A 19,668-nucleotide genomic window follows, 5' to 3' on the forward strand; every position below is an offset into this window, starting at 1 on the left:
AGGCACGGGGAACCGCGCGGGCGGGAACCCTAGTCGACCTCGGCCACCGCCTGGGCGAACTGGGCCTGGTACAGGCGGGCGTACGCGCCGTTCGCCGCGAGCAGCTCCGCGTGCGCGCCCTGCTCCACGATCGACCCGTTCTCCATCACGAGGATGGTGTCCGCGTCCCGGATCGTGGAGAGCCGGTGGGCGATCACGAACGAGGTCCGCCCGTCCGCCAGCTTCGCCATCGCCTTCTGGATCAGCACCTCCGTACGGGTGTCGACCGAGCTGGTCGCCTCGTCAAGCACCAGGATCACCGGATCGGACAGGAACGCCCGGGCGATCGTGATCAGTTGCTTCTCACCCGCGCTGACGCCGGTCCCCTCGTCGTCGATGACGGTGTCGTAGCCCTCCCGGAGCGTACGGATGAAACGGTCCGCCAGCGCGGCGCGCGCCGCCTCCTCGATCTCCCCGCGGGTGACGTCCCGCGAGGCCCCGTACGCGATGTTCTCCGCGATCGTGCCGCCGAACAGCCAGGTGTCCTGGAGCACCATCCCGATCCCGGCCCGCAGTTCGTCCCGGGACATGGACGCGATGTCGACACCGTCGAGGGTGATCCGGCCGCCGGTGACCTCGTAGAAGCGCATCAGCAGGTTCACCAGCGTCGTCTTGCCCGCACCCGTCGGGCCGACGATCGCCACCGTGTTGCCCGGCTCCACCTTCAGCGAGAGGTCCTCGATGAGCGGCTTCTCGGGGTCGTAGCGGAAGGACACGTGCTCCAGGGCCACCCGTCCGCGCAGTTCGTCGGGGCGTGCCGCGGGCACCGGGTCGGCCTGCTGCTCCTCCGCGTCGAGGAGTTCGAAGATGCGCTCCGCCGACGCGACACCCGACTGCACCAGGTTCGCCATCGACGCGACCTGCGTCAGCGGCATCGAGAACTGGCGGGAGTACTGGACGAAGGCCTGTACGTCGCCGATCGACAGCGAGCCGGACGCGACGCGCAGTCCGCCGACCACCGCCACCAGCACATAGTTGAGGTTCGACACGAACATCATCAGCGGCTGCATGACCCCGCTGTTGAACTGCGCCTTGAACCCGGCCTCGTACAGCTTCTCGTTCTGCTCGGCGAACTGCTTCGCCGACTCCTCCTGCCGTCCGAACACCTTCACCAGCGCGTGTCCGGTGTACATCTCCTCGATGTGCGCGTTGAGTCTGCCGGTGGTGCGCCACTGCTGCACGAAGTGCGGCTGTGAGCGCTTGCCGATGCGGGTGGCGACGACGAACGAGAGCGGGACCGTGACCAGCGCGACCAGCGCGAGCAGCCACGAGACCCAGAACATCACCGCGAGCACACCCACGATGGTCAGCAGGGAGTTCACCAGCTGGCCCATCGACTGCTGCAGGGTCTGCTGGATGTTGTCGAGGTCGTTCGTCGCGCGACTGAGGACCTCACCGCGCTGACGCTTGTCGAAGTACGACAGCGGCAGCCGCGACAGCTTCGCCTGCAGGTCCTCGCGCATGTGGTAGACGGTCTTGTTGACGGCCCGGTTCACCAGCCGCGTCGCCACCGCCATCAGCAGGCCGGACAGCAGGAACGTACAGAGCGCGAGCAGCAGGATGTTCCCGACGGCGTCGAAGTCGATGCCCTTGCCGGGGGTGAAGTCGGTTCCCGAGAGCATGTCGGCCATGCCGCCCTCGCCGCGTGCCCGCATTCCGGCGAGCACCTCGGCCTTGGTGGTGCCGGGCTGCATCTGGCGTCCGATGATCCCCGCGAAGACCAGGTCGGTGGCCTTGCCGAGGATCTTCGGCCCGATCACCGAGAGCCCCACGCTCAGTACGACGGCGACCAGCATTCCGTACATGGTGACGCGCTCGGGTTTGAACTGCGACAGGAGCCGTTTCCCGGAGCCCTTGAAATCCATCGAGCGTTGATCGGGGCCGCCCCCGGCCATCATGCGTCCCATGGGACCGGCCATCAGGCAGCCTCCGCTTCCGTCAGCTGGGAGAGCACGATCTCCCGGTAGGTCTCATTGCCGGCCATGAGTTCGTGGTGACGCCCGGTGCCCACGACCCGGCCCTCGTCGAGGACCACGATCCGGTCGGCCTCCCGGATGGTCGACACCCGCTGGGCGACGATCACCACCGTCGCCTCGGAGGTCTCGGCGGCGAGCGCGGCACGCAGCGCCGCGTCGGTCGCGTAGTCGAGCGCGGAGAAGGAGTCGTCGAAGAGATAGATCTCGGGGCGCTGGACGAGCGTACGGGCGATGGCGAGGCGCTGGCGCTGGCCGCCCGAGACATTGGTGCCGCCCTGCGCGATCGGCGAGTCGAGGCCGTTCTCCAGCCGCTCCACGAAGCTCTTGGCCTGCGCCACCTCCAGCGCGTGCCACAGCTCCTCGTCGGTCGCGTCCGGATTGCCGTACCGGAGGTTGGTGGCGACCGTGCCCGCGAACAGGTACGGCTTCTGGGGGACGAGCCCGACCGTCTTCGCGAGCAGCTTCGGTTCGATGGTCGATACATCGATACCGTCGACGAGCACTTCCCCGTCCGTGGCGTCGAAGAGCCGGGGTACGAGCCCCAGCAGCGTCGACTTTCCGCTGCCCGTCGATCCGATCACGGCGGTCGTCTCGCCCGGCCGCGCCACCAGGTCGACGGCCCTCAGCACCGGCTCCTCGGCCCCCGGGTAGCGGAACCCGGCGCCGCGGATCTCCAGGTGGCCGTGGCGGCGCAGCTCCACGACAGGGGCGGTCGGCGGGACGACGCTCGACGAGGTGTCCAGGACCTCCTGGATGCGCTCGGCACAGATCTCGGCGCGCGGCACCATCATGAACATGAAGGTGGCCATCATCACGGACATCACGATCTGCATGAGGTAGGCGAGGAACGCGGTCAGGTCGCCGATCTGCATGCCGCCGCTGTCGATGCGGTGGGCTCCGAACCAGACCACGGCGATCGACGAGAGGTTCACGACGGTCATGACCATCGGGAACATCAGTGCGAGCATGCGTCCGGTGCCCAGCGACACCTCGGTCAGCCGGGCGTTCGCGACCTCGAAGCGGTCCTTCTCGTAGTCGTCCCGGACGAAGGCGCGGATGACGCGGTTGCCGGTGATCTGCTCGCGCAGCACCCGGTTCACGGTGTCCAGGCGTACCTGCATGGTCCGGAACAGCGGCCGCAGCCGCCGCACGATCAGCGTCACACCGATGCCGAGGACCGGCACCACGGCGACCAGGATCGCGGAGAGCGGCACATCCAGGCCGAGGGCCAGCACGATGCCGCCCACACACATGATCGGCGCCGACACCAGCAGGGTGAACGTCATCAGGGCGAGCATCTGCACCTGCTGGACGTCATTGGTGGTGCGCGTGATCAGGGTGGGCGCCCCGAAGTGGCCGACCTCACGCGCGGAGAAGGACTGCACCCGGTCGAAGACGGCGGCCCGGATGTCCCGGCCGACGGCGGAGGCGGTACGGGCGCCGTAGTAGACGGCGCCGATGTTGCAGAAGACCTGGATCAGCGAGATCCCGATCATCAGGGCGCCGAACGACAGGATGTAACCCGTGTCCCCCTTCACGACACCGTTGTCGATGATGTGCGCGTTCAGGGTCGGCAGATACAGGGTGGCGCAGGTCTGCAGGAACTGCAGCAGCACCAGGAGGGCGATGGGTTTCTTGTACGGACTGAGGTAGGTCCGAAGGAGTCGTATGAGCACGCGGCTTCTCTCGGAGTCGTCGACGGCAGTGCGGTCGGTGGTGCACCACCCCCTATCGTCGAACACTCCACCCGCGTTACCCCAACCGATTAATCCAAGAGCGGACCAAGAGCGGACCGGAACCGGACCTCAAGACCTACGCCTTGGCGGCCCGTCGGGTCGTGGAACGCACCCGGACGCATCCGCGACACCCCTCGACACCTCTCGGCACTCCTCTACGCCCCCTATGCCCGGAACGCCCCCGGATGCGTCTGTTCCCGTACGGACACGTACTGCTGGCGTACGGCCTGACCCACGGCCAGTTCCTCGCCGGGCTCCAGAATTTGGGCGACCGCACCCTGCCAGACGGGTGGCAGCCGGGGGTCGAGCGTGCCCTGCGAGACACCGAGGGCCCAGGCCGCCTGACGGGCCGCGCCGAGCGCCGCGTAGTCCGCCGGCTGGGGCACGACGACCTGCGCGCCGAACAGCGCGGGCGCCGCGGACTGCACGGCCGGCAGCTCGGCGGCCGCCCCCAGCAGGAACACCCGCCGGACGTCCACACCCCGGCCGCGCAGCACGTCGAGCGCGTCCGCGAGCCCGCACAGCATGCCCTCGAAGGCGGCCCGCGCCAGATGCTCGGGCCGCATCGACTCGCGCCGCAGCCCGGCGAGGGTGCCGGCGGTGTGCGGCAGATTCGGGGTCCGCTCGCCCTCCAGGTACGGGAGCATCACCAGCCCGTGTGCGCCCGGCGTGGACTTCATCGCCAGCTCGGACAGGCTCTCCAGCTCGGACAGGCCGAGCAGTTCGGCGGCGCCGCGCAGGGTCCGTACGGCATTGAGGGTGGTCACCACCGGCAGATGCATACCGGTCGCGTCCGCCAATGAGGTGATCATGCCGGAGGAGTCGACCAGCGCCTCGGGGTGTACGGCCATCACGGACCCGGAGGCGCCCAGGGACACCACCGCGTCCCCGAGCCCGATGCCGAGCCCGAAGGCCGCCGCCATGGTCTCTCCCGTCCCCGCGGAGATCAGCAGCCCCTCGGGGGTCGTCCCCGCGGCCTCGGACGGGCCCAGCACCTCGGGCAGCGTGGCCTGGTGCCCGAGCGCGAGTTCGACGAGATCCGGCCGGTAGCCGCCGGTCGCCGCCGACCAGTAGCCGGTCCCGGAGGCCCCGCCCCGGTCGGTGGTCCGCCGCAGCGGCCGCCCGAGCAACTGCCACACCAGCCAGTCGTGCGCCTGCAGCAGCACGGCGGTGCGCAGCGCGGCGTCGGGTTCGGTCTTGTTCAGCCAGCGCAGCTTGGTCACGGGCTGCGCGGCCTGGGGTACGCAGCCCACGGCCTGGGCCCACGCCTCGCGGCCGCCGAGCGCGTCGATGAGATCGGCGGCGGCGACCTGTGCGCGCTTGTCGCCGCCGACCATGGCCGGCCGCACCGTGTTGCCCTGGGTGTCCAGCGGGACCAGGCCGTTCTGCTGCGCGGAGACGCCGATGGCCTGCACACCTTCGAGCAGCCCGCCGCCGGCCGCCTCGCCCAGGGACAGCAGCCAGGCCTGTGGATCGACATCGGAAGGACGGCCGCCGCCCTCGGTGTTCTCCAACGGGTGCGGCGCATACCCCTGCCTGAGCACGGCCCCCGTGTCCGAATCGCAGACGACGATACGAGTGAAATCGGGCGAACTGTCCAACCCGGCGACTATCCCCATGGCGGAAATTCTGCCGTACGGAGGGGGATGACCGCGCCGGGCCGCGCGGTGCGGGGCGGGCTGTGGGGTGTTCGTGGAGGTGGGGTGGTGCGTGTTCTCGGGCCGCGGGCGGGTGGGGGATGGCCACGCGGTTCCCCGCGCCCCTGGGGCGCGGGCTTGCCCCGGATCCCCGCGGACCCCGGGATCGCTGGGCCGCGGGGATGTAGGGGCCGGCCGCGCGGTTTCCCGTGCCCCGGAATCCGGGGCCGCGCCCCGGATTCCTCGACCGCGGTGGGCTGCTAGGTGTTGCTGGTGCCCCAGTCGTCCTCGCCGGTGCTGTTGGTGTTCCGCTCACGCAGGGAGCGGACCCGGTCGGCGACCGAGTCGGGGACGTGGTCGCCCACCTTCTCGCTCACCGTGTGGAACGCCTTGCCCGCGAGCTCGCGCCCCTGCTGGGCGGCGGTCTCCGCGGTGTTGCGCACCGCCGGGTTCTGCGCGACCTGGCGCGCGGACTTCTTCAGCTGCTCGTAGCGCTCGCGCCCGGCGCGTGTGCCCAGCACGTAACCCAGAGCCAGTCCGGCGACGAATGTGAGCCGGTAGCGCATGACGGCCACCCTTCCCTTGCGTCGGCATCGGTGCAGGGGGAACCGATTGGCGGAGCACCCCCCTGCTTGCGCTAATGTATGTGTCGCAGCGAGCGCACGCCCCCTGGCGAATACCCGGGTAGGTGCGTTCGATGCAACGAGGCAATCCTCCGTAGCTCAATTGGCAGAGCAGCCGGCTGTTAACCGGCAGGTTACTGGTTCGAGTCCAGTCGGGGGAGCGCAGTCTCCTGTAGCTCAATTGGCAGAGCAGCCGGCTGTTAACCGGCAGGTTACTGGTTCGAGTCCAGTCGGGAGAGCAACGGAAGAGGACCCCTCCGGGGTCCTTTTTCATGCCCGGGGGAACCGCGCGGGCCACGCCGAAGTCCTCATGGTCGTGCGTTGCCGACCATCCGAAGCAGGAGATCGTATGAGCGGCTATGCTGCGGCAGACGGCGCGCACAAATGTGCGCGACGCGCCGTAAGGGGCGGTAGCTCAGCCGGTTAGAGCAGCGGACTCATAATCCGTCGGCCGTGGGTTCGAGTCCCACCCGCCCCACCTGTGCAGGTCTCTGACCTGCGGAAACGTTTATTTTTGGCTGTCGGAGCGTCAACTTTGCCTGAACGGACTGAATCCGTTGCTCGCGGGTTTGGTGTTGTGGCTGTCGGTGGCTCTTCGAACTGGCCTGACCTGCACAGATGTGCTGCCGCCGCGGTCGGGGACGTTGCTGAATATGGCCGGTGTGAGCGGCTGAACGTCGAATTCGGGACGCCGGCAGGACACAGGGAAACGGAAGGGTCCGTTCCGATGCCGTGCCGTCGATGCCTGCCAAGGCTGGGCAGGGGCATCCGAGTGGTGGGGTGGCGCGAGGTTGGGCCTCGGCTCCGCTGATCACCGAGCCGCTGCTGAGGCCGGCCGGAGCGACGGCTTAACGGCCCGTACTGAAGACGGCCGAACTTCTCAAGGAGTCGCATCACGAGGCTGCGAGTCGCGGCCGCGAGGTACTACGAGGCGATGGTCCGCTACGGGGAAAGCGTTCTCGTGACGGACCTCCAGGGCCGGCATCATCAGGGCCGCTGCTCGGGTTCGGCGGGTGCCGAGGGTGAGGTCGGTGGGGTGGCCCTGGTCGCGCAGCGGGGTCGTGATGCCGGTATGGGTGGCGTGGCGGGTTTCGTCGTGGTTGGAGAGGGCCCAGGTGGCGGGGGCGCCGACCGTCGCCAGGTCGGTGATCGTGCGGGCGATGACCTCCCTCGGCTTGTCTGCCTCCCGGGCGCGCTTGAGGAAGTCGAAGTTGGGTGTGGCTCTGTGGGAGGGATGGCTCCGCCGGCGCACATCCGGCCAACGGTGCGAACGTATCGGAGGCGGATCAGTGGCTGAGCAGCCAGCCGATTCGGTCGTAGGCGAGGACCTGGTAGCCGACCATGATCACAAGGAGCCGGCGGGCCGCGCGGCGCAGGCCGGCGAAGTTCAGCGCGGCCACCGCGCCGAAGAACACAGTGAGTTCGAGGAACAGGCGCACTGGTCCGGGGGTGTGGATATCGCTCTCGCCAGAACGGGACGGGTCATCCGGCACGGCGAAGGAACCCCACGCCCAGCCCACAGCCACGGGCAGTGCGACGACCGGCAGCCAGCGCCACGGAGAGGGGACCTTGCGCCAGGACCCTCGACGACGCCCACCGGTACGTCGCCGACATGCTCGCCGGCATGGACGTCCGGTACGACCTGGGCGACGACCACCGGCTCGTCGGCACCCTGTGCCCGGACATGAAGTTGACGCTGGAGCGGCCCGACCCGGACGTCGTCACCGCGGTGACCCGGTCGGCGGACCTGCTGCGTGAGGGTCGTGGGCTCCTGCTCGACCTCGTCGACCGCGCGGAGGCCCGCGACGCCGCGGCCGCGTGGACCGGACGGGTCAACACCGTCACCGCCCGCACGGACCGGGTGGACGTCGACGCGTTGCTCATCCGGCCCGACGGCTGTGTCGCCTGGGCCTTGCCTACCGGGCAGGACCTCGACGCCACCACGCTGGTGCGTGCGCTGGGCACATGGTTCGGCCAACCGGCCTGAGCACCGTACTAACAGTCGTCTCAGGTTCGCTCGGTAGGAAGTAGGCATCCAGATAAGCGATGCAACTCGTATGTAGGAGGCTAGTGATGGCAGTCAACGCAGCGCCGTCCGGGGAAGCGCCGGCCGGTCGGTTGGCAGGCCGGTGGGTGCCATGGTTGGTGATTGGCTTGTGGCTGGTGCTGGCGGCGGGCATGGTGCCGCTGAGCGGAAAGTTGAGCTCGGTCACCACCGACAGCGCCGTAGACACCCTGCCGGCCAGTGCCGAGTCCACCAAGGTGGCGGTGCTGGACGACAGTCTCCCCGGCGGTGACAACAACACGTTCGTCTTCGTGTACCACCGCGCCGGCGGCATGACCGACGCCGACCGCGCGACGGTCGAGCGCCACTACAACACCCTTGCCAAGCGGTACCCGCCGAAGGCGACGGCGGCGGCCGGCGAGGACGACGAGGGCTCACCGACGAGCCCCTCCACCGACCGCAAGGCGATGATGTTCACCCTCGAGGTGAGCACGGCCTACGGCGCACCGGAGGACATCGTCGGCCCGTTACGTGACGCCGCGAAGGACCGCCCCTCCGGCCTGGAACTCGACGTGACCGGCCCGGGCGCGATCGACGGCGACATGGACGCCGTCTTCGACGGCATCGACGTGCAGGTCCTCCTCACCACCATCGTCGTCGTCACGCTCCTGCTCATCCTCACCTACCGCAGCCCGGTGTTGTGGATCATCCCGCTGGTGGCCGTTGGCGCGGCCGCACTGACCTCGATGGGGACCGTCTACCTGCTCGTCAAGGGCTTCGGCATCGTGGTCAACGACCAGAACTCGGCGCTGCTGACGATCCTGGTATTCGGCGTCGGCACGGACTACGCGCTGTTGCTCATCGCTCGATATCGGGAGGCACTGCACCACCATGAGAACGTCCGGGTCGCGATGGTCCACGCGCTACGCGGCGCGGCGCCGGCCATCGTCGCGTCCGCGGCCACCGTGGTCGCCGGCCTGCTCTGCCTGCTCGTCGCGGACCTGAACAGCACCAGCGGGTTGGGCCCGATCGGTGCGGCCGGCATCCTGTGCGCGCTGGTGGCCATGCTGACGCTGTTCCCGGCGGTGCTCGTGGTGCTCGGCAGGCGGATCTTCTGGCCGGCCATCCCGCGGTTCAGCACGGCCGTGGAGGAGAAGCCGGGGCTGTGGGGACGGCTCGGCACCGCCATCAGCCGCCGCCGGTGGGTGGCGACGCTCGGCTCGCTCGGAGTCCTCGGCGTGCTCGCCCTCGGGCTGGCGGGCAACACCGGCGCCCTGCGGGAGCAGGACCAGTTCCTGTCCGCGCCGGAGTCGGTCACCGGCTTCACCGTTCTCCGCCAGCACTTCCCGGAGCTCGGCGGCCAGCCGATGACGATCTTCACGCGGCCGGCGCACCAGGAGCGGGTGCTCGACATCGTCAAGGACACTCGCGGTGTGGCCCTGGCCATCCCGGAGCAGACCAGCGGTGGCTGGGCCAACATCTCCGTGTTCCCGAAGGACGCGCCGGACACCGTCGCAGAGTACGACACGATCAAGCGGGTGCGCACCGCCGTGCACGCGGTGAGCGGGGCGGAGGCGATCGTCGGCGGGCCGAGTGCGGAGAACCTCGACACCGAGGTGACCACCAAGCGTGACGAGAAGCTGGTGATCCCGCTGGTGCTCGCCGTCGTCCTGATCGTCCTCGGGCTGCTGCTGCGCGCGATCCTGGCCCCGCTGGTCCTGATGGCCACCGTGATCGTCTCATTCGCCGCAGCCTTCGGCGGCAGCGTGTTCGTCTTCGACACGATCCTCGGGTTCAAGGGCATCGACTATTCGGTGCCGCTGCTGGCATTCCTGTTCCTGGTGGCGCTCGGCGTCGACTACAACATCTTCCTGGCCAGCCGGGCCCGGGAGGAGACCGTGCGTCTCGGCACCAGAGAGGGCATGCTCAAAGCCCTCTCGGCCACCGGTGGCGTCATCACCTCGGCAGGCCTGGTCCTGGCGGCCACGTTCGCGGTCCTCGCCACACTTCCGCTGGTGATGCTGATCGAGGTCGGGTTCCTGGTCGCCTTCGGCGTGCTGCTCGACGCCCTGCTGGTGCGGTCGGTCCTGGTGCCCGCCCTCACCTTGCTGATCGGCCGGCGGATGTGGTGGCCGAGCCGGCTGTCCCGTCCAGCGGCGGAGCTGCCGGACGGTCAACAGCCGCTCGCCGACGACGAGGAGCCCGCGCTGCAACGGTGAGCGCGGCGGCACGGACGAGATCCGGGACGGGGACCCAGGCCCGTCCCGGATTTTTTTCATGGGCCCGACGGTCGCCGCCCTTTGGTCCTGCGCCACGCGCCGGGGCTGGGGTCGGCGCACCGCGATGTCCTGGCCCGAGGGTGAGCCGCGCGGGGCCATGCCCGAGGGCCGCCGTCCCTTGTCCTGCGCCGCGCCGCCGGGGCGGGTCAGCGCACCGGGGTGTCCTCCCCGGCGGTGAGCCGCGCGATCGGGGCGGGCGGGGCCGCGGCCGGAAGGTCGACCCGAAGCAGCGCACCACCGCGTGCGGAGCGGGCGACGGTGGCCCGGCCGCCGTGGGCGTCGACGACCCGCTGCACGATCGACAGCCCCAGACCGGATCCCGGCAACGCCCGGGCGCTGTCGGCACGGTAGAACCGGTCGAACACCCGCGGTACGTCGGCGGCGTCGATGCCCGGCCCGGCGTCGTCGACCTCGAGCACCACCGACGCGCCCTCGGCACGGAGCCGGACCTGGACCGGCTGGTCCGCGGGGGACCACTTGCCGGCGTTGTCGATGAGGTTGAGCACCGCCCGCTCGAGCGCAGCGGGACGTCCGCTCACCCACACAGAGGTCACGTCGAGCGCGACCTCGATGTCGGGCACGCGGGAACGCGCCCGGGTCGCGGCGGCCACCACCACGTCGGCGAGGTCGAGCACCTCGGTGCTCTCGTCGCTGACGTCACCGCGCGCCAGGTCGGTCAGCTCGGCGGCAAGGGTGCTCAACTCGGCCACCTGGGCGCCGAGATCGTTGAGCAGCCGGGTCCGGCTCTCCGCCGGCAGTGCGCTGTCCAGGGTGCCGCGCCGATCGAGCCGGATCAGCAGCTCGACGTTGAGGCGCAGGCTGGTGAGCGGGGTCTTGAGCTCGTGGGCGGCGTCCTCGGCGAGCAGCCGCTGGGCCCGCCGGGAGTCCCGGAGCGCGGCGAGCATGTCGTTGATCGACTGGATCAGCCGCCGGATCTCCCCACCGCCCTCATCCGGGATGTCGGCGTCGAGATCCCGGGTGTGCGCGACACGTACCGCGGCGGCGGTCAGCCGGTCGATCGGTGCCAGCCCGGTCCGCGCCACGGTCCGCCCGACAAGGGCGCCGCCGACCACGCAGAGCAGCCCGATCAGCAGCATGCCCAACCCGAACCGGTTGATCGGGCTGTCGTCGACGACGCGGGCCACCTGGACCGCGCCGTCGCCCGCCCGCAGCGTGTAGATGATGTAGCCGTCGTCGTCGCTGTCGTTCGACTCCATCAGGTCGGCCGACGCGCCCTGCGCCACGCGCCCGGCGTGCTCGCTGACCGGGGGCAGCGCGGGTTGGCCGGCCGGCGTCCGGATCGAGCCGTCGGGCAGGATGACCCGCACCAGCCGACCGGATCCGGGATACGGCGGTAGCTGGACCTGCGCCAGACCGGCGCGCTCCGCGTTCGTCGCCAGGACGCGGGAGTCGGCGCGTAGCTGATTCTCGGCGGTGTCCTGCAGCTCCCAGTCCAGTAGCTCGCTGGCCACCTGGAAGGCCACGAACACGCTGACCGCGATGGCCGTCGCCGCGATCACCGTCAGCCTGGTCCGCAGGGACCGCCGGCGCCACCATCGGGTCAGCCGGCGCGGTTCCCGGCCGGCGGGCCTGCTCACGGAGGAGTCTCCCGCAACGTGTATCCCAGGCCGCGCAGCGTGTAGATCAATCGCGGCTCACCCTCGGCCTCCATCTTGCGGCGCAGGTAGCTCACGTATACCTGGAGGTTGTTGGCGGTGGAGCTCATGCCGAAGCCCCAGATCGCCTCGAACAGCGCGTCACGGGTCAAGACCCGGGTCGCGTTGCACACGAGGACCTGCAGGAGGGAGAACTCGGTCCGGGTCAGGCGCAGCGGCCGCCCGCCCCGCCACGCCTCGAACCTGTCGGGATCGAGCCGGACGTCGGCGAACGACAGGATCTGCGACTCCTCGTCGGCCGGCGTGCGCCGGCGCAACAGGGCCCGCACCCGGGCCAGCAACTCCTCGGTGGCGAACGGCTTGGGCAGGTAGTCGTCGGCGCCCGCGTCCAGTCCCGCGACCCGGTCGGAGACCTGGTCACGGGCGGTCAGCATCAACACCGGCAGATCCCGACCCGCGGCCCGCAACCGCCGGCAGGTCTCCAACCCACCGAGGCGGGGCATCATCACGTCGAGGAGCAGCAGATCCAGCGTGTCACCGCCGGCCCCACCGACCCCGTCGAGCACGGCGAAACCGTTGGCGACGGTGCTGGTGTCGTAACCCTCTACCTGGAGCACCCGCTCCAGCGACTCACGGATGGCCGCGTCATCATCCGCGATCATGATCCGCACGCCGGCCCGCCCCCTTCCAGTCGATGTTTTTACCGCGCATTGTCCCCGATCAACCTGAGACCAGGATTAGAGCGTCGCTGGAGACCGCGCTCTTACGGATACCTAAGAAATGGAACCTACTACCAGCATCTGCCCCGCAGTTCGGAGTCGCGGGTGTACTGGGCGATGACCGCGGTGATACTGCGTCGGCTGACCGGGGCGACCACATCGGCCTGGCGCACCGCATGACCGGCGGGGAGCTGGCGCTCGGCGCGGTGCCGGCGCGGCTGGAGGAGCGGGAACGCGAGATCACCGCACAGGCCGAGACGATGCGGGAACAGGTCGCGCAGCTGACCGCACAGCTCGACGAACCCGGCCGGGCCGCCGAGGAAGTCCGGATCACCCGCAAGGCACTGCTGGGGCTGCCCGACCCCGGGCCGCCCGCGCCGCCGGCACCGAAGCTGCCGGATCATTCGGCCTACCAGCAGATCATGGCGGTGTTCACCGCGGCCGACCACCCGCTGCGGGCCCGGCAGGTGTGCGAGGCCATGGACCTGGCGGTCGCGCCCAACAACATCAACAACGTCCGCCTCAAGCTCAAGCGGCTGGCCGGCCGCGGGATCCTGACCGAGACCGAGCCAGGCTTGTTCACCCAGCCTCGGCCGTAGCCGACCGACGTCGCCACGACCTGCCCTCTCGTCCCGCACGAACCGAAGAATCGGGCATCAGGTCTCATACCGCCCTCTGAAGACATCTTGGCCAACGACATCGGTCGTAGAAGGCTCTGTCCCGACTGCTGGGGTGGAGCCATCGTGCGTTGGAAGGGGAATCCGCTGCGCGCGGGTTCGGGACCCCTTCCTGGGCTGGCACAACCGGTCCTGCGTCGGCCAAGCCTGTCCATCCGGGACGTGTTCGGGACGCGTTCGGGACGCAAGGATAGGAACAGACCGACAAAGGCGAAGGGATGCCGACGCGGCATACTTACTCTGACCTGCAAAAACGTCATGGATGCGCATTGATCGACAAGGGTCGCCAAGATCCTCAAAGGACTCATAATCCGTCGGCCGTGGGTTCGAGTCCCACCCGCCCCACCATGCAGGTCGCTGACCTGCGGAAACGTCTCATCAGGGGTGCGGATTCAGGGCGTTGGGCCACGGGGCTGAATCCGCTGCTCGTGAGTTCGACTCCGTTGCCGTCAGCGTTAGTTGAGGTCACTTTGGCCTGCGCAGACGTATCGGCCCACGGCTGGAGGGTGGCGTCGTGGGTGGGCTGTGCGAGCGTCTGGACGTCGAATTCTGGACGCTGGCTGGACGCGAGGATCCGGAAGTGGTGTCGCCCGGTGACCCCTGGGTGTCGGGAGACGGCCCAGGCCGCAGCGGACTGACCGCCAGGCGGCCGGGTCGGTCAGAAGCTCGGTGCCCGTCGGCACCGCGCGAGCTTTTACTGCCTGAGGTCGATCGTGCGGACCGGCTGCCCTGTCGTGCGGGCGATGGTTTCGAAGTCGCGGTCGTAGTGGAGCAGAGTGAGTCCCGCCTCTTCCGCGGCTGCGGCCACCAGGAGGTCCACGGGGCCCGCGCTGCGGTGTTCTCCCTTGGCGGTCAACTGTTCCTGGATGACGCGGGAGCGGCGGTAGACACCGTCGGGCATGGGGCACCAGGCGTAGTGGGCGTCGAGTGCCGACTTCAAGCGGGCGCGGTCCGTGGCCGAACGGGCCGAGTAGAGGACTTCCAGTTCGGTGAGGTCGCAGATCGCGACGAGGCCGGCGGCGATCCTGTCGTCCCATTCGGCCGTGTTCTGGCGGAACAGGACGCGGGCAAGGGCGGAGGTGTCGATGAGGTAGTCGGCGACTGTCACTCGTGCGCTCCGGTGTCGCGGTGATCGTCCGCCGCGCCCGCGCTCGTGGGGCGGTATGCGCTCTTGTCCAGCAGTAGGTCGATGTCCAGAGCGCCCTCGGCCACCAGTTCGCGGGCCTCGTCGAGTGCTCGCAAACGCCGGTAGCGGGCCGTGACTTCTCGCAGCGCGGTGTTGATGGTGTCGCGTTTGGTAGAGGTGCCGAGCTCTCTGGCAGCTGCTTCCAGTGCCTCGTCGTCGAGATCAATGACCGTCCGACTCATGGTGGCCTCCTCCACTTGAGTGCATCAGGCGAAGTGTATCAAGATGTAAGATCTTTTATATATTCCAAGGCGCGGGGCCGCAATCGTTCGTGTGGGCCAGGGACTGGTCGATCGGCGGGGAGTGGACACCGGACAGGCCCTGGCGGATTGAGGGGATGCTCCAGATGGAGGCCGTTGTTTCTTGAGCCAGACAGCGTGGTCGGGTTCCAGCAATCCGTCTTCGACGGGACCGCTGGCCAGAAGGACCGTGGTGCGGTCGGGCAGCCTGTACGCCTCGTCCGACAGATTGAGCACGCGCACGAGGCCGGGAGCGCGGTGGAAGGCGAGGATGAAGCTTCCCCAAGGCCGGGTGGTTAGCGTTTTCGCTGGTCATGCAAGGGGGGCTGGGGTCCATGCTGTGGCGGCATAGAGGCCGGGGCCCAGTTTGTGGATGAGGCCGGTTTCGGCCCATCTGGAAAGCTGTCGATACATGGTCTCCATGGTGATTTCGCCGAAATGGGAGGCGATGTCACGGGGGCGCCGAAATGGGAGGCGATGTCACGGGGGCGCCAGAGGCGGTTGGGGTCCTTCTCGAGCAGGGCCAGGATTCGGTGACGGCGGCGCTCGGCGAGGGCGGTGTGCCGGTCGTCGCGGGAGACGGCGGGGAGCTGAGGGCGGGATTCCGGAGGCTCGAGGACGTTGATGTCGAGACCGGTGATGGTGCGGCTGGTGTCGGGCCTGCCGTCCTCGTGGCGGGTGCTGTAGCGGGACATCGGTGACTGGACCTTGCGGGCGCTGACCCGTTGGCGTCGGGGCGGGAGGAGACGGGGCAGGATCCGGTGCCCGATCAGTCCGAGGTGACCGACGTCGGCGGGGTCGGTAATGACGGCAGCGGCCTGGACGACCTGGTCACGGGCGGTCTGGAGGGCGACGGTGAAGCAGCAGCGGTCCGGATCGGTGCCCGCCAGCGCCTCCGCGGCCTCGACCATTACAGTCCGCAGTGCCTGGTAGAGGGTGAGCAGAGCCCACATCTCCTGCTCGATGCCGGCCGGGTCGCCCGAGCGCAGGTTGCGGCCGTTCATGATCGTGTGGCGGAGCGCGTAGTACGCCGATTCGTGTTCCCATCGCTGGTGATAGAGACCCACCAGCGCGGTGGCGGGGTAACGGCGGGCGTCGATCAGGCTCGTGACCAGTCGGTAGGACCCGGTGAAGGACGTGCCGTCCGCGCAGGTCACGGCGATCTGTGCGCCGATGACCCGCACTTTCACGGTGCCGATCACCGACAGGTAGGAGCCGTCAGCGAGGCGAGTGAGCACCGGCGCGCGCCGGTTGCTGCGGAGCCGGCCCAGGACCTGGGCGCCGGTGTCGGTGACCGCCGTGAGGAAGGCGTTGCTGTCGAATCCTTTGTCCCACAGCACCAGCATGTCCGGCCGCAGCAGATGCGGCAGCCGGCCGGCGTAGCTTGTTTCGCCCTCGGCGGCGGGGCCGAACACTGCGCCGACCAGGGCCCGGGTGCCGGTCTCGACCAGCGTCATCAACTCCAGCGTCGGATAGCCATGATGCGAAGTCCTCCCCAGCCAGGCTCGGTTCCGCTCGGAATCGGGAGCCCTCAGCGAACTGCAGCCGTCGAACGACACCGTCCGGTACGCACCGAAACGCACACCTGGCGTCGTCGGACGGGCCAGCAACCCGGCCAGCACCTCGAACAACGCCCGCACCGGCGCGCTGCCGAGCCGTCGGCGCAGGTCACGTAACGCCTTCGCCGACGGACAGACCACCGGCATCCCGGACAGACCCGCGGTCAGCTTGTCCCAGACGAGGCGATAGCCGACCTCAGGGAACAGGCACATCGCCAGCAGGAAGTAGACCCCGGCCCTCGACGGCAGATCACGCAGCTGCCGCTGTACAGCTCTCGTCTCCGCAAGGACCGCGTCCACGAGCTCGAACGGCACGACCGCCGTCAGCTCTCCCAGATGTCCCGGCGCGAACCGGCCCCCGGCTACCGTGACCGTACGGGTGATGGTCGTCAGGGCGGGCGGCAGGACACAATGCGAAGGCAACGGAGCTCCTCGGATACAAGCTGTCTTGGTCGACTGCCTGTACCAACGAGCTCCGTTGTCCTACACCGAGACTCGTTCAACTTCCTTGCGTGACCAGCGAAAACGCTAACTACCCGGCCTTGGACTCAAGCCGCACCAGGTGGACACCTTCAAGCTGTCCAACGACCCACAGTTCATCGACAAGGTCCGTGACATCGTCGGCCTCTACCTCGACCCGCCGGAGAAGGTGCTGGTCCTGTGCGTCGAGGAGAAGTCGCAAATCCAGGCGCTTGACCGCTCGGCGCCGGTGCTGCCGATGATGCCGGGGATGCCCGAGCGCCGGACCCACGACTATGTCCGCCACGGCATCACCACCTTGTTCGCCGCCCTGGACGTGGCCACCGGCGAGGTGATCGGCTCCATCCACCGCCGCCACCGGGCAGCGGAGTTCAAGAAGTTCCTCGCCAAGCTGGACAAGGAGATCCCCGACCACCTCGACGTCCACCTGGTCTGCGACAACTACAGCACCCACAAGGCGCCCACGGTCCGCAAGTGGCTGGAGGGCCACCCTCGCTTCCACATGCACTTCACGCCCACCTACTCGTCCTGGCTCAACCAGGTCGTGCGGTGGTTCGGCCTGCTGACGGACAAGCGGATACGTCGCGGAGTGCACAGGAACGTCCAGGCCCTGGAGCGCGACATCCGCACCTGGATCGCCCACTGGAACGACAACCCGAAGCCGTTCATCTGGACCAAGGACGCCGACGAGATCCTCCAACGCCTCGCGGCATATCTTGATCGAATTCCCGGCGCAGGACACTAAGGGCTGTCCCGTAACTGCTGGTCACGGATGAGATGATCTTGTTGTGGCTGGTGTGATCACGGCGTCGGAGCCGTCCTGGATAGCCCCGTTCACCGGGCTGAGCCCTCGCCTGTTCGGCAAGCTGGTGACCGTACTGCGGCGCGAGGGTGCGGATGCGGTCCGCAAAGGCCGGCCGTGGAGCCTCCCGCTGGAGGACCGGGCTCTGCTGGTCGCGGCGTACTGGCGCACGAACTTGACGATGCGCCAGCTCGCCCCGCTCTTCGGGGTGTCCAAGTCGGCAGCGGACCGCATCATCGACCACCTCGGGCCGATGCTCGCGCTCCAGCCCCGCAAGCGGTTCGCCAAGGACACCGTGCTCATCGTGGACGGCACCCTGGTCCCGACCCGGGACCACACGGTGGCAGAGCAGTCCAAGAACTACCGGTACTCGACCAACCACCAGGTCGTCATCGACGCCGACACCCGCCTGGTCGTCGTGGTGGGCCGGCCTCTTGCCGGAAACCGCAACGACTGCAAGGCGTGGGAGGAATCCGGTGCCAAAGCCGCCGTCGGCAGAACACTCACGATCGCCGACGGCGGCTATCCCGGCACCGGGCTCGTCATGCCCCACCGCCGACGCAAGGGCGAAGACCTTCCGGACTGGAAGGAAGCACACAACAAGTCCCACAAGCAGGTCCGCGCCCGCGTCGAGCACGTCTTCGCGCGCATGAAGACCTGGAAGATCCTCCGCGACTGCCGCCTCAGGGGCGACGGAGTCCACCACGCCATGCTCGGCATCGCCCGGATGCACAACCTCGCCCTCGCCGGATAGGCGAGCGGCCCGCACGAGGGCCAACGACTCCCGAGGCAGCTCGGAGATCATTTACGGGACACCCCTTAGTTGTCCTCCACGTACGTGGGATACGCGTATCTACCGATGATCGCCCGGCCGACAACGGCCGGGCGATCATCGGTCAGTACCCGGTCGTCCTCGTCACATGTCACGCGTCAGGTGTACGCCGAGGTGTTCATCGCGGTGTCACCCACACCTGATCACTACCATTGAACGGGCGGAGCATGCCCCGCTCGGTGAGCTTGGCCAGCCAGACCGCATCCAGCTTGTCCGTCTTGGGCCGTCCCCGGACGTTCTTCACGTCACGGGCGTTGACCAGCCAGCATTCCAGGCCGCGGGCTTCCAGCAGGAAGAAGTACGGCTTCCAGTACGCGCCGGTGGCCTCCCACCACCCGGGCGACGCCCTGGCAGACCAGACGGTCGCCCAGCTCCAGAATCGCAGTGGTAGTCGCTGGAACGTTCCACACCTCCTGGACCCGACGTCCCGTCCGGGGCGGGTCGCGCCCCCATATCGCCGTCGTGCCGCCCGGGTTGCTCGCCCGCGCGGTCAGAGGCGGGACTTGCTCACCGGAACGGGGGCGGAGGGACAACGGGCACCTCGACAGCCGCATCGGTCACTGGAACGACCCGAGCATGCCCGTTGATCATGCTGCCGCACCGCGAAACAGCCCCCACCTGCACTTATTTACGCGTCAGAGCCAAACTTAGATCTCAGCCGCCGCTCTTGCGACGGAACGACCGCTGGCTCGCAGCCGGGCCGTGCGCGCTGCGGACCTTCGACGCGTCGGTGTTCCCAGCGAGGGCGGCGGCGTCCGCCTGCATGCCGCGCTTGCGCGCCAGCGCCTCCCGAAACTTGCGCTTCAGGTCGTACTGGCCGTCCTCGTCGGGCGAGAGGGCAGAGCTCTCGGCGTCAACCGGCTCCGAACCTTCGTGCGATGGAGACTCTGCAGCCATGGTGACCTCCTGGGTTCGGGCAGTGGAAAGAACAGCTTGTCATGCATGGCATCGCTCGAGGCGCCCGCATCCCGTATAGCCGGTCTGCGCTTCCTCCCAGTAGCGGTTCCAGGCACGCAGTTCACAGCCACGAGCAGTTGGCGGGCCGCACATGCACGCGCCTAGGGCGTGTCTCGAAAGTCCCGTCTGGCCCGCGACGCCTGGCACGTCTGCCAGGCCCCAAACTCCTCTGGCACCTCTCGCCATTGGCTGCCAGTGCGGAACCGCCGGATGCCGCCCTCGAACTGCTCTCGCAGGCGCCCTCGGCGACCGCCCGGCCCGTCGCGGTCCAGCACGCGGCAGCGTGGGCGATGAGCGGCGCGGGCC

The 19,668-nt window shown here is 68.9% G+C and carries 18 protein-coding genes, 3 tRNA genes and 1 pseudogene; 8 read left to right on the plus strand and 14 right to left on the minus strand.

Annotation, left to right across the window (positions count from 1 at the left end; translation table 11 throughout):
• Positions 1-29 precede the first annotated feature (29 nt).
• The 4 genes from RV986_RS35455 to RV986_RS35470 form a co-directional block, all read right to left on the minus strand.
• The gene (locus tag RV986_RS35455) at positions 30-1,958 is read right to left on the minus strand and encodes an ABC transporter ATP-binding protein (RefSeq protein WP_475921277.1); all 1,929 of its coding nucleotides are present in this window, start codon (positions 1,956-1,958) and stop codon (positions 30-32) included.
• The gene (locus RV986_RS35460) at positions 1,958-3,691 is read right to left on the minus strand and encodes an ABC transporter ATP-binding protein (RefSeq protein ID WP_475921278.1); all 1,734 of its coding nucleotides are present in this window, start codon (positions 3,689-3,691) and stop codon (positions 1,958-1,960) included. The genes RV986_RS35455 and RV986_RS35460 overlap by 1 nt, the downstream gene beginning before the upstream one ends.
• Before the next feature lie 224 nt (positions 3,692-3,915).
• Positions 3,916-5,370: an FGGY family carbohydrate kinase gene (locus RV986_RS35465; RefSeq protein ID WP_475921279.1), complete on the minus strand. Its 1,455-nt coding sequence runs from the start codon at positions 5,368-5,370 to the stop codon at positions 3,916-3,918.
• Positions 5,371-5,648: 278 nt separating this feature from the next.
• Positions 5,649-5,954, minus strand: coding sequence for a YtxH domain-containing protein (locus RV986_RS35470; RefSeq protein WP_475921280.1), 306 nt, complete (start codon positions 5,952-5,954; stop codon positions 5,649-5,651).
• Between the two features lie 145 nt (positions 5,955-6,099).
• On the opposite strand from RV986_RS35470, the gene RV986_RS35475 reads away from it, so the two are divergent.
• From RV986_RS35475 to RV986_RS35485, 3 genes are all read left to right on the plus strand, one after another.
• Positions 6,100-6,172, plus strand: a tRNA-Asn gene (locus RV986_RS35475).
• A 5-nt stretch (positions 6,173-6,177) separates the two neighbouring features.
• Positions 6,178-6,250, plus strand: a tRNA-Asn gene (locus RV986_RS35480).
• Between the two features lie 165 nt (positions 6,251-6,415).
• A tRNA-Ile gene (locus RV986_RS35485) sits at positions 6,416-6,489 on the plus strand.
• Positions 6,490-6,891: 402 nt separating this feature from the next.
• Here RV986_RS35485 and RV986_RS35490 read toward each other — a convergent pair.
• Positions 6,892-7,263: a hypothetical protein gene (locus RV986_RS35490; protein WP_475921281.1), complete on the minus strand. Its 372-nt coding sequence runs from the start codon at positions 7,261-7,263 to the stop codon at positions 6,892-6,894.
• Between the two features lie 34 nt (positions 7,264-7,297).
• Positions 7,298-7,537 (minus strand): DUF2568 domain-containing protein, encoded by a 240-nt coding sequence (locus RV986_RS35495; RefSeq protein ID WP_475921282.1) that lies wholly within the window; start codon positions 7,535-7,537, stop codon positions 7,298-7,300.
• 5 nt (positions 7,538-7,542) lie between these two features.
• On the opposite strand from RV986_RS35495, the gene RV986_RS35500 reads away from it, so the two are divergent.
• The gene (locus tag RV986_RS35500) at positions 7,543-7,998 is read left to right on the plus strand and encodes an aromatic-ring hydroxylase C-terminal domain-containing protein (RefSeq protein ID WP_475921283.1); all 456 of its coding nucleotides are present in this window, start codon (positions 7,543-7,545) and stop codon (positions 7,996-7,998) included.
• A gap of 86 nt (positions 7,999-8,084) precedes the next feature.
• Positions 8,085-10,235, plus strand: coding sequence for an MMPL family transporter (locus RV986_RS35505; protein WP_475921284.1), 2,151 nt, complete (start codon positions 8,085-8,087; stop codon positions 10,233-10,235).
• A 206-nt stretch (positions 10,236-10,441) separates the two neighbouring features.
• Here RV986_RS35505 and RV986_RS35510 read toward each other — a convergent pair whose 3' ends face one another.
• Together RV986_RS35510 and RV986_RS35515 are read right to left on the minus strand one after the other, a co-directional pair.
• Entirely contained in the window at positions 10,442-11,893 is a 1,452-nt protein-coding gene (locus tag RV986_RS35510) for a HAMP domain-containing sensor histidine kinase (protein WP_475921285.1), read from the minus strand.
• On the minus strand, positions 11,890-12,582 hold the full coding sequence (locus tag RV986_RS35515) for a response regulator transcription factor (RefSeq protein WP_475921286.1): 693 nt from the start codon (positions 12,580-12,582) through the stop codon (positions 11,890-11,892). The genes RV986_RS35510 and RV986_RS35515 overlap by 4 nt, the downstream gene beginning before the upstream one ends.
• 224 nt (positions 12,583-12,806) lie before the next feature.
• Between RV986_RS35515 and RV986_RS35520 the strand changes: the two genes are divergently transcribed.
• Positions 12,807-13,229 (plus strand): hypothetical protein, encoded by a 423-nt coding sequence (locus tag RV986_RS35520; protein ID WP_475921287.1) that lies wholly within the window; start codon positions 12,807-12,809, stop codon positions 13,227-13,229.
• A 772-nt stretch (positions 13,230-14,001) separates the two neighbouring features.
• On the opposite strand, the gene RV986_RS35525 is transcribed toward RV986_RS35520, so the two are convergent.
• From RV986_RS35525 to RV986_RS35535, 3 genes are all read right to left on the minus strand, one after another.
• The gene (locus RV986_RS35525) at positions 14,002-14,415 is read right to left on the minus strand and encodes a PIN domain-containing protein (protein WP_475921288.1); all 414 of its coding nucleotides are present in this window, start codon (positions 14,413-14,415) and stop codon (positions 14,002-14,004) included.
• Positions 14,412-14,675: a type II toxin-antitoxin system VapB family antitoxin gene (locus RV986_RS35530; RefSeq protein ID WP_475921289.1), complete on the minus strand. Its 264-nt coding sequence runs from the start codon at positions 14,673-14,675 to the stop codon at positions 14,412-14,414. The genes RV986_RS35525 and RV986_RS35530 overlap by 4 nt, the downstream gene beginning before the upstream one ends.
• A gap of 353 nt (positions 14,676-15,028) precedes the next feature.
• Positions 15,029-16,714: an IS4 family transposase gene (locus RV986_RS35535; protein WP_475921290.1), complete on the minus strand. Its 1,686-nt coding sequence runs from the start codon at positions 16,712-16,714 to the stop codon at positions 15,029-15,031.
• A gap of 121 nt (positions 16,715-16,835) precedes the next feature.
• Between RV986_RS35535 and RV986_RS35540 the strand changes: the two are divergent.
• Positions 16,836-17,516 (plus strand): annotated as a pseudogene (locus RV986_RS35540) (IS630 family transposase); the annotation flags it as partial.
• Between the two features lie 43 nt (positions 17,517-17,559).
• On the plus strand, positions 17,560-18,327 hold the full coding sequence (locus RV986_RS35545) for a transposase (RefSeq protein WP_475921291.1): 768 nt from the start codon (positions 17,560-17,562) through the stop codon (positions 18,325-18,327).
• 196 nt (positions 18,328-18,523) lie between these two features.
• Here the strand turns inward: RV986_RS35545 and RV986_RS35550 are convergent, their stop codons facing one another.
• The 3 genes from RV986_RS35550 to RV986_RS35560 form a co-directional block, all read right to left on the minus strand.
• The gene (locus RV986_RS35550) at positions 18,524-18,790 is read right to left on the minus strand and encodes an IS110 family transposase (protein ID WP_475924550.1); all 267 of its coding nucleotides are present in this window, start codon (positions 18,788-18,790) and stop codon (positions 18,524-18,526) included.
• A 269-nt stretch (positions 18,791-19,059) separates the two neighbouring features.
• Positions 19,060-19,302: a DUF5302 domain-containing protein gene (locus RV986_RS35555; RefSeq protein ID WP_475921292.1), complete on the minus strand. Its 243-nt coding sequence runs from the start codon at positions 19,300-19,302 to the stop codon at positions 19,060-19,062.
• A gap of 161 nt (positions 19,303-19,463) precedes the next feature.
• Positions 19,464-19,637, minus strand: coding sequence for a transposase (locus tag RV986_RS35560; RefSeq protein ID WP_475921293.1), 174 nt, complete (start codon positions 19,635-19,637; stop codon positions 19,464-19,466).
• Positions 19,638-19,668: the final 31 nt, after the last annotated feature.

This window comes from Streptomyces sp. RLA012, assembly GCF_056270325.1.

Coding starts and splice junctions, on each gene's coding strand:
- RV986_RS35455 (WP_475921277.1), bottom strand. CDS start 1,958: ATGGCCGGTCCCATGGGACGCATGATGGCCGGGGGCGGCCCCGATCAA.
- RV986_RS35465 (WP_475921279.1), bottom strand. CDS start 5,370: ATGGGGATAGTCGCCGGGTTGGACAGTTCGCCCGATTTCACTCGTATC.
- RV986_RS35470 (WP_475921280.1), bottom strand. CDS start 5,954: ATGCGCTACCGGCTCACATTCGTCGCCGGACTGGCTCTGGGTTACGTG.
- RV986_RS35505 (WP_475921284.1), top strand. CDS start 8,085: ATGGCAGTCAACGCAGCGCCGTCCGGGGAAGCGCCGGCCGGTCGGTTG.
- RV986_RS35520 (WP_475921287.1), top strand. CDS start 12,807: ATGACCGGCGGGGAGCTGGCGCTCGGCGCGGTGCCGGCGCGGCTGGAG.
- RV986_RS35530 (WP_475921289.1), bottom strand. CDS start 14,675: ATGAGTCGGACGGTCATTGATCTCGACGACGAGGCACTGGAAGCAGCT.
- RV986_RS35555 (WP_475921292.1), bottom strand. CDS start 19,302: ATGGCTGCAGAGTCTCCATCGCACGAAGGTTCGGAGCCGGTTGACGCC.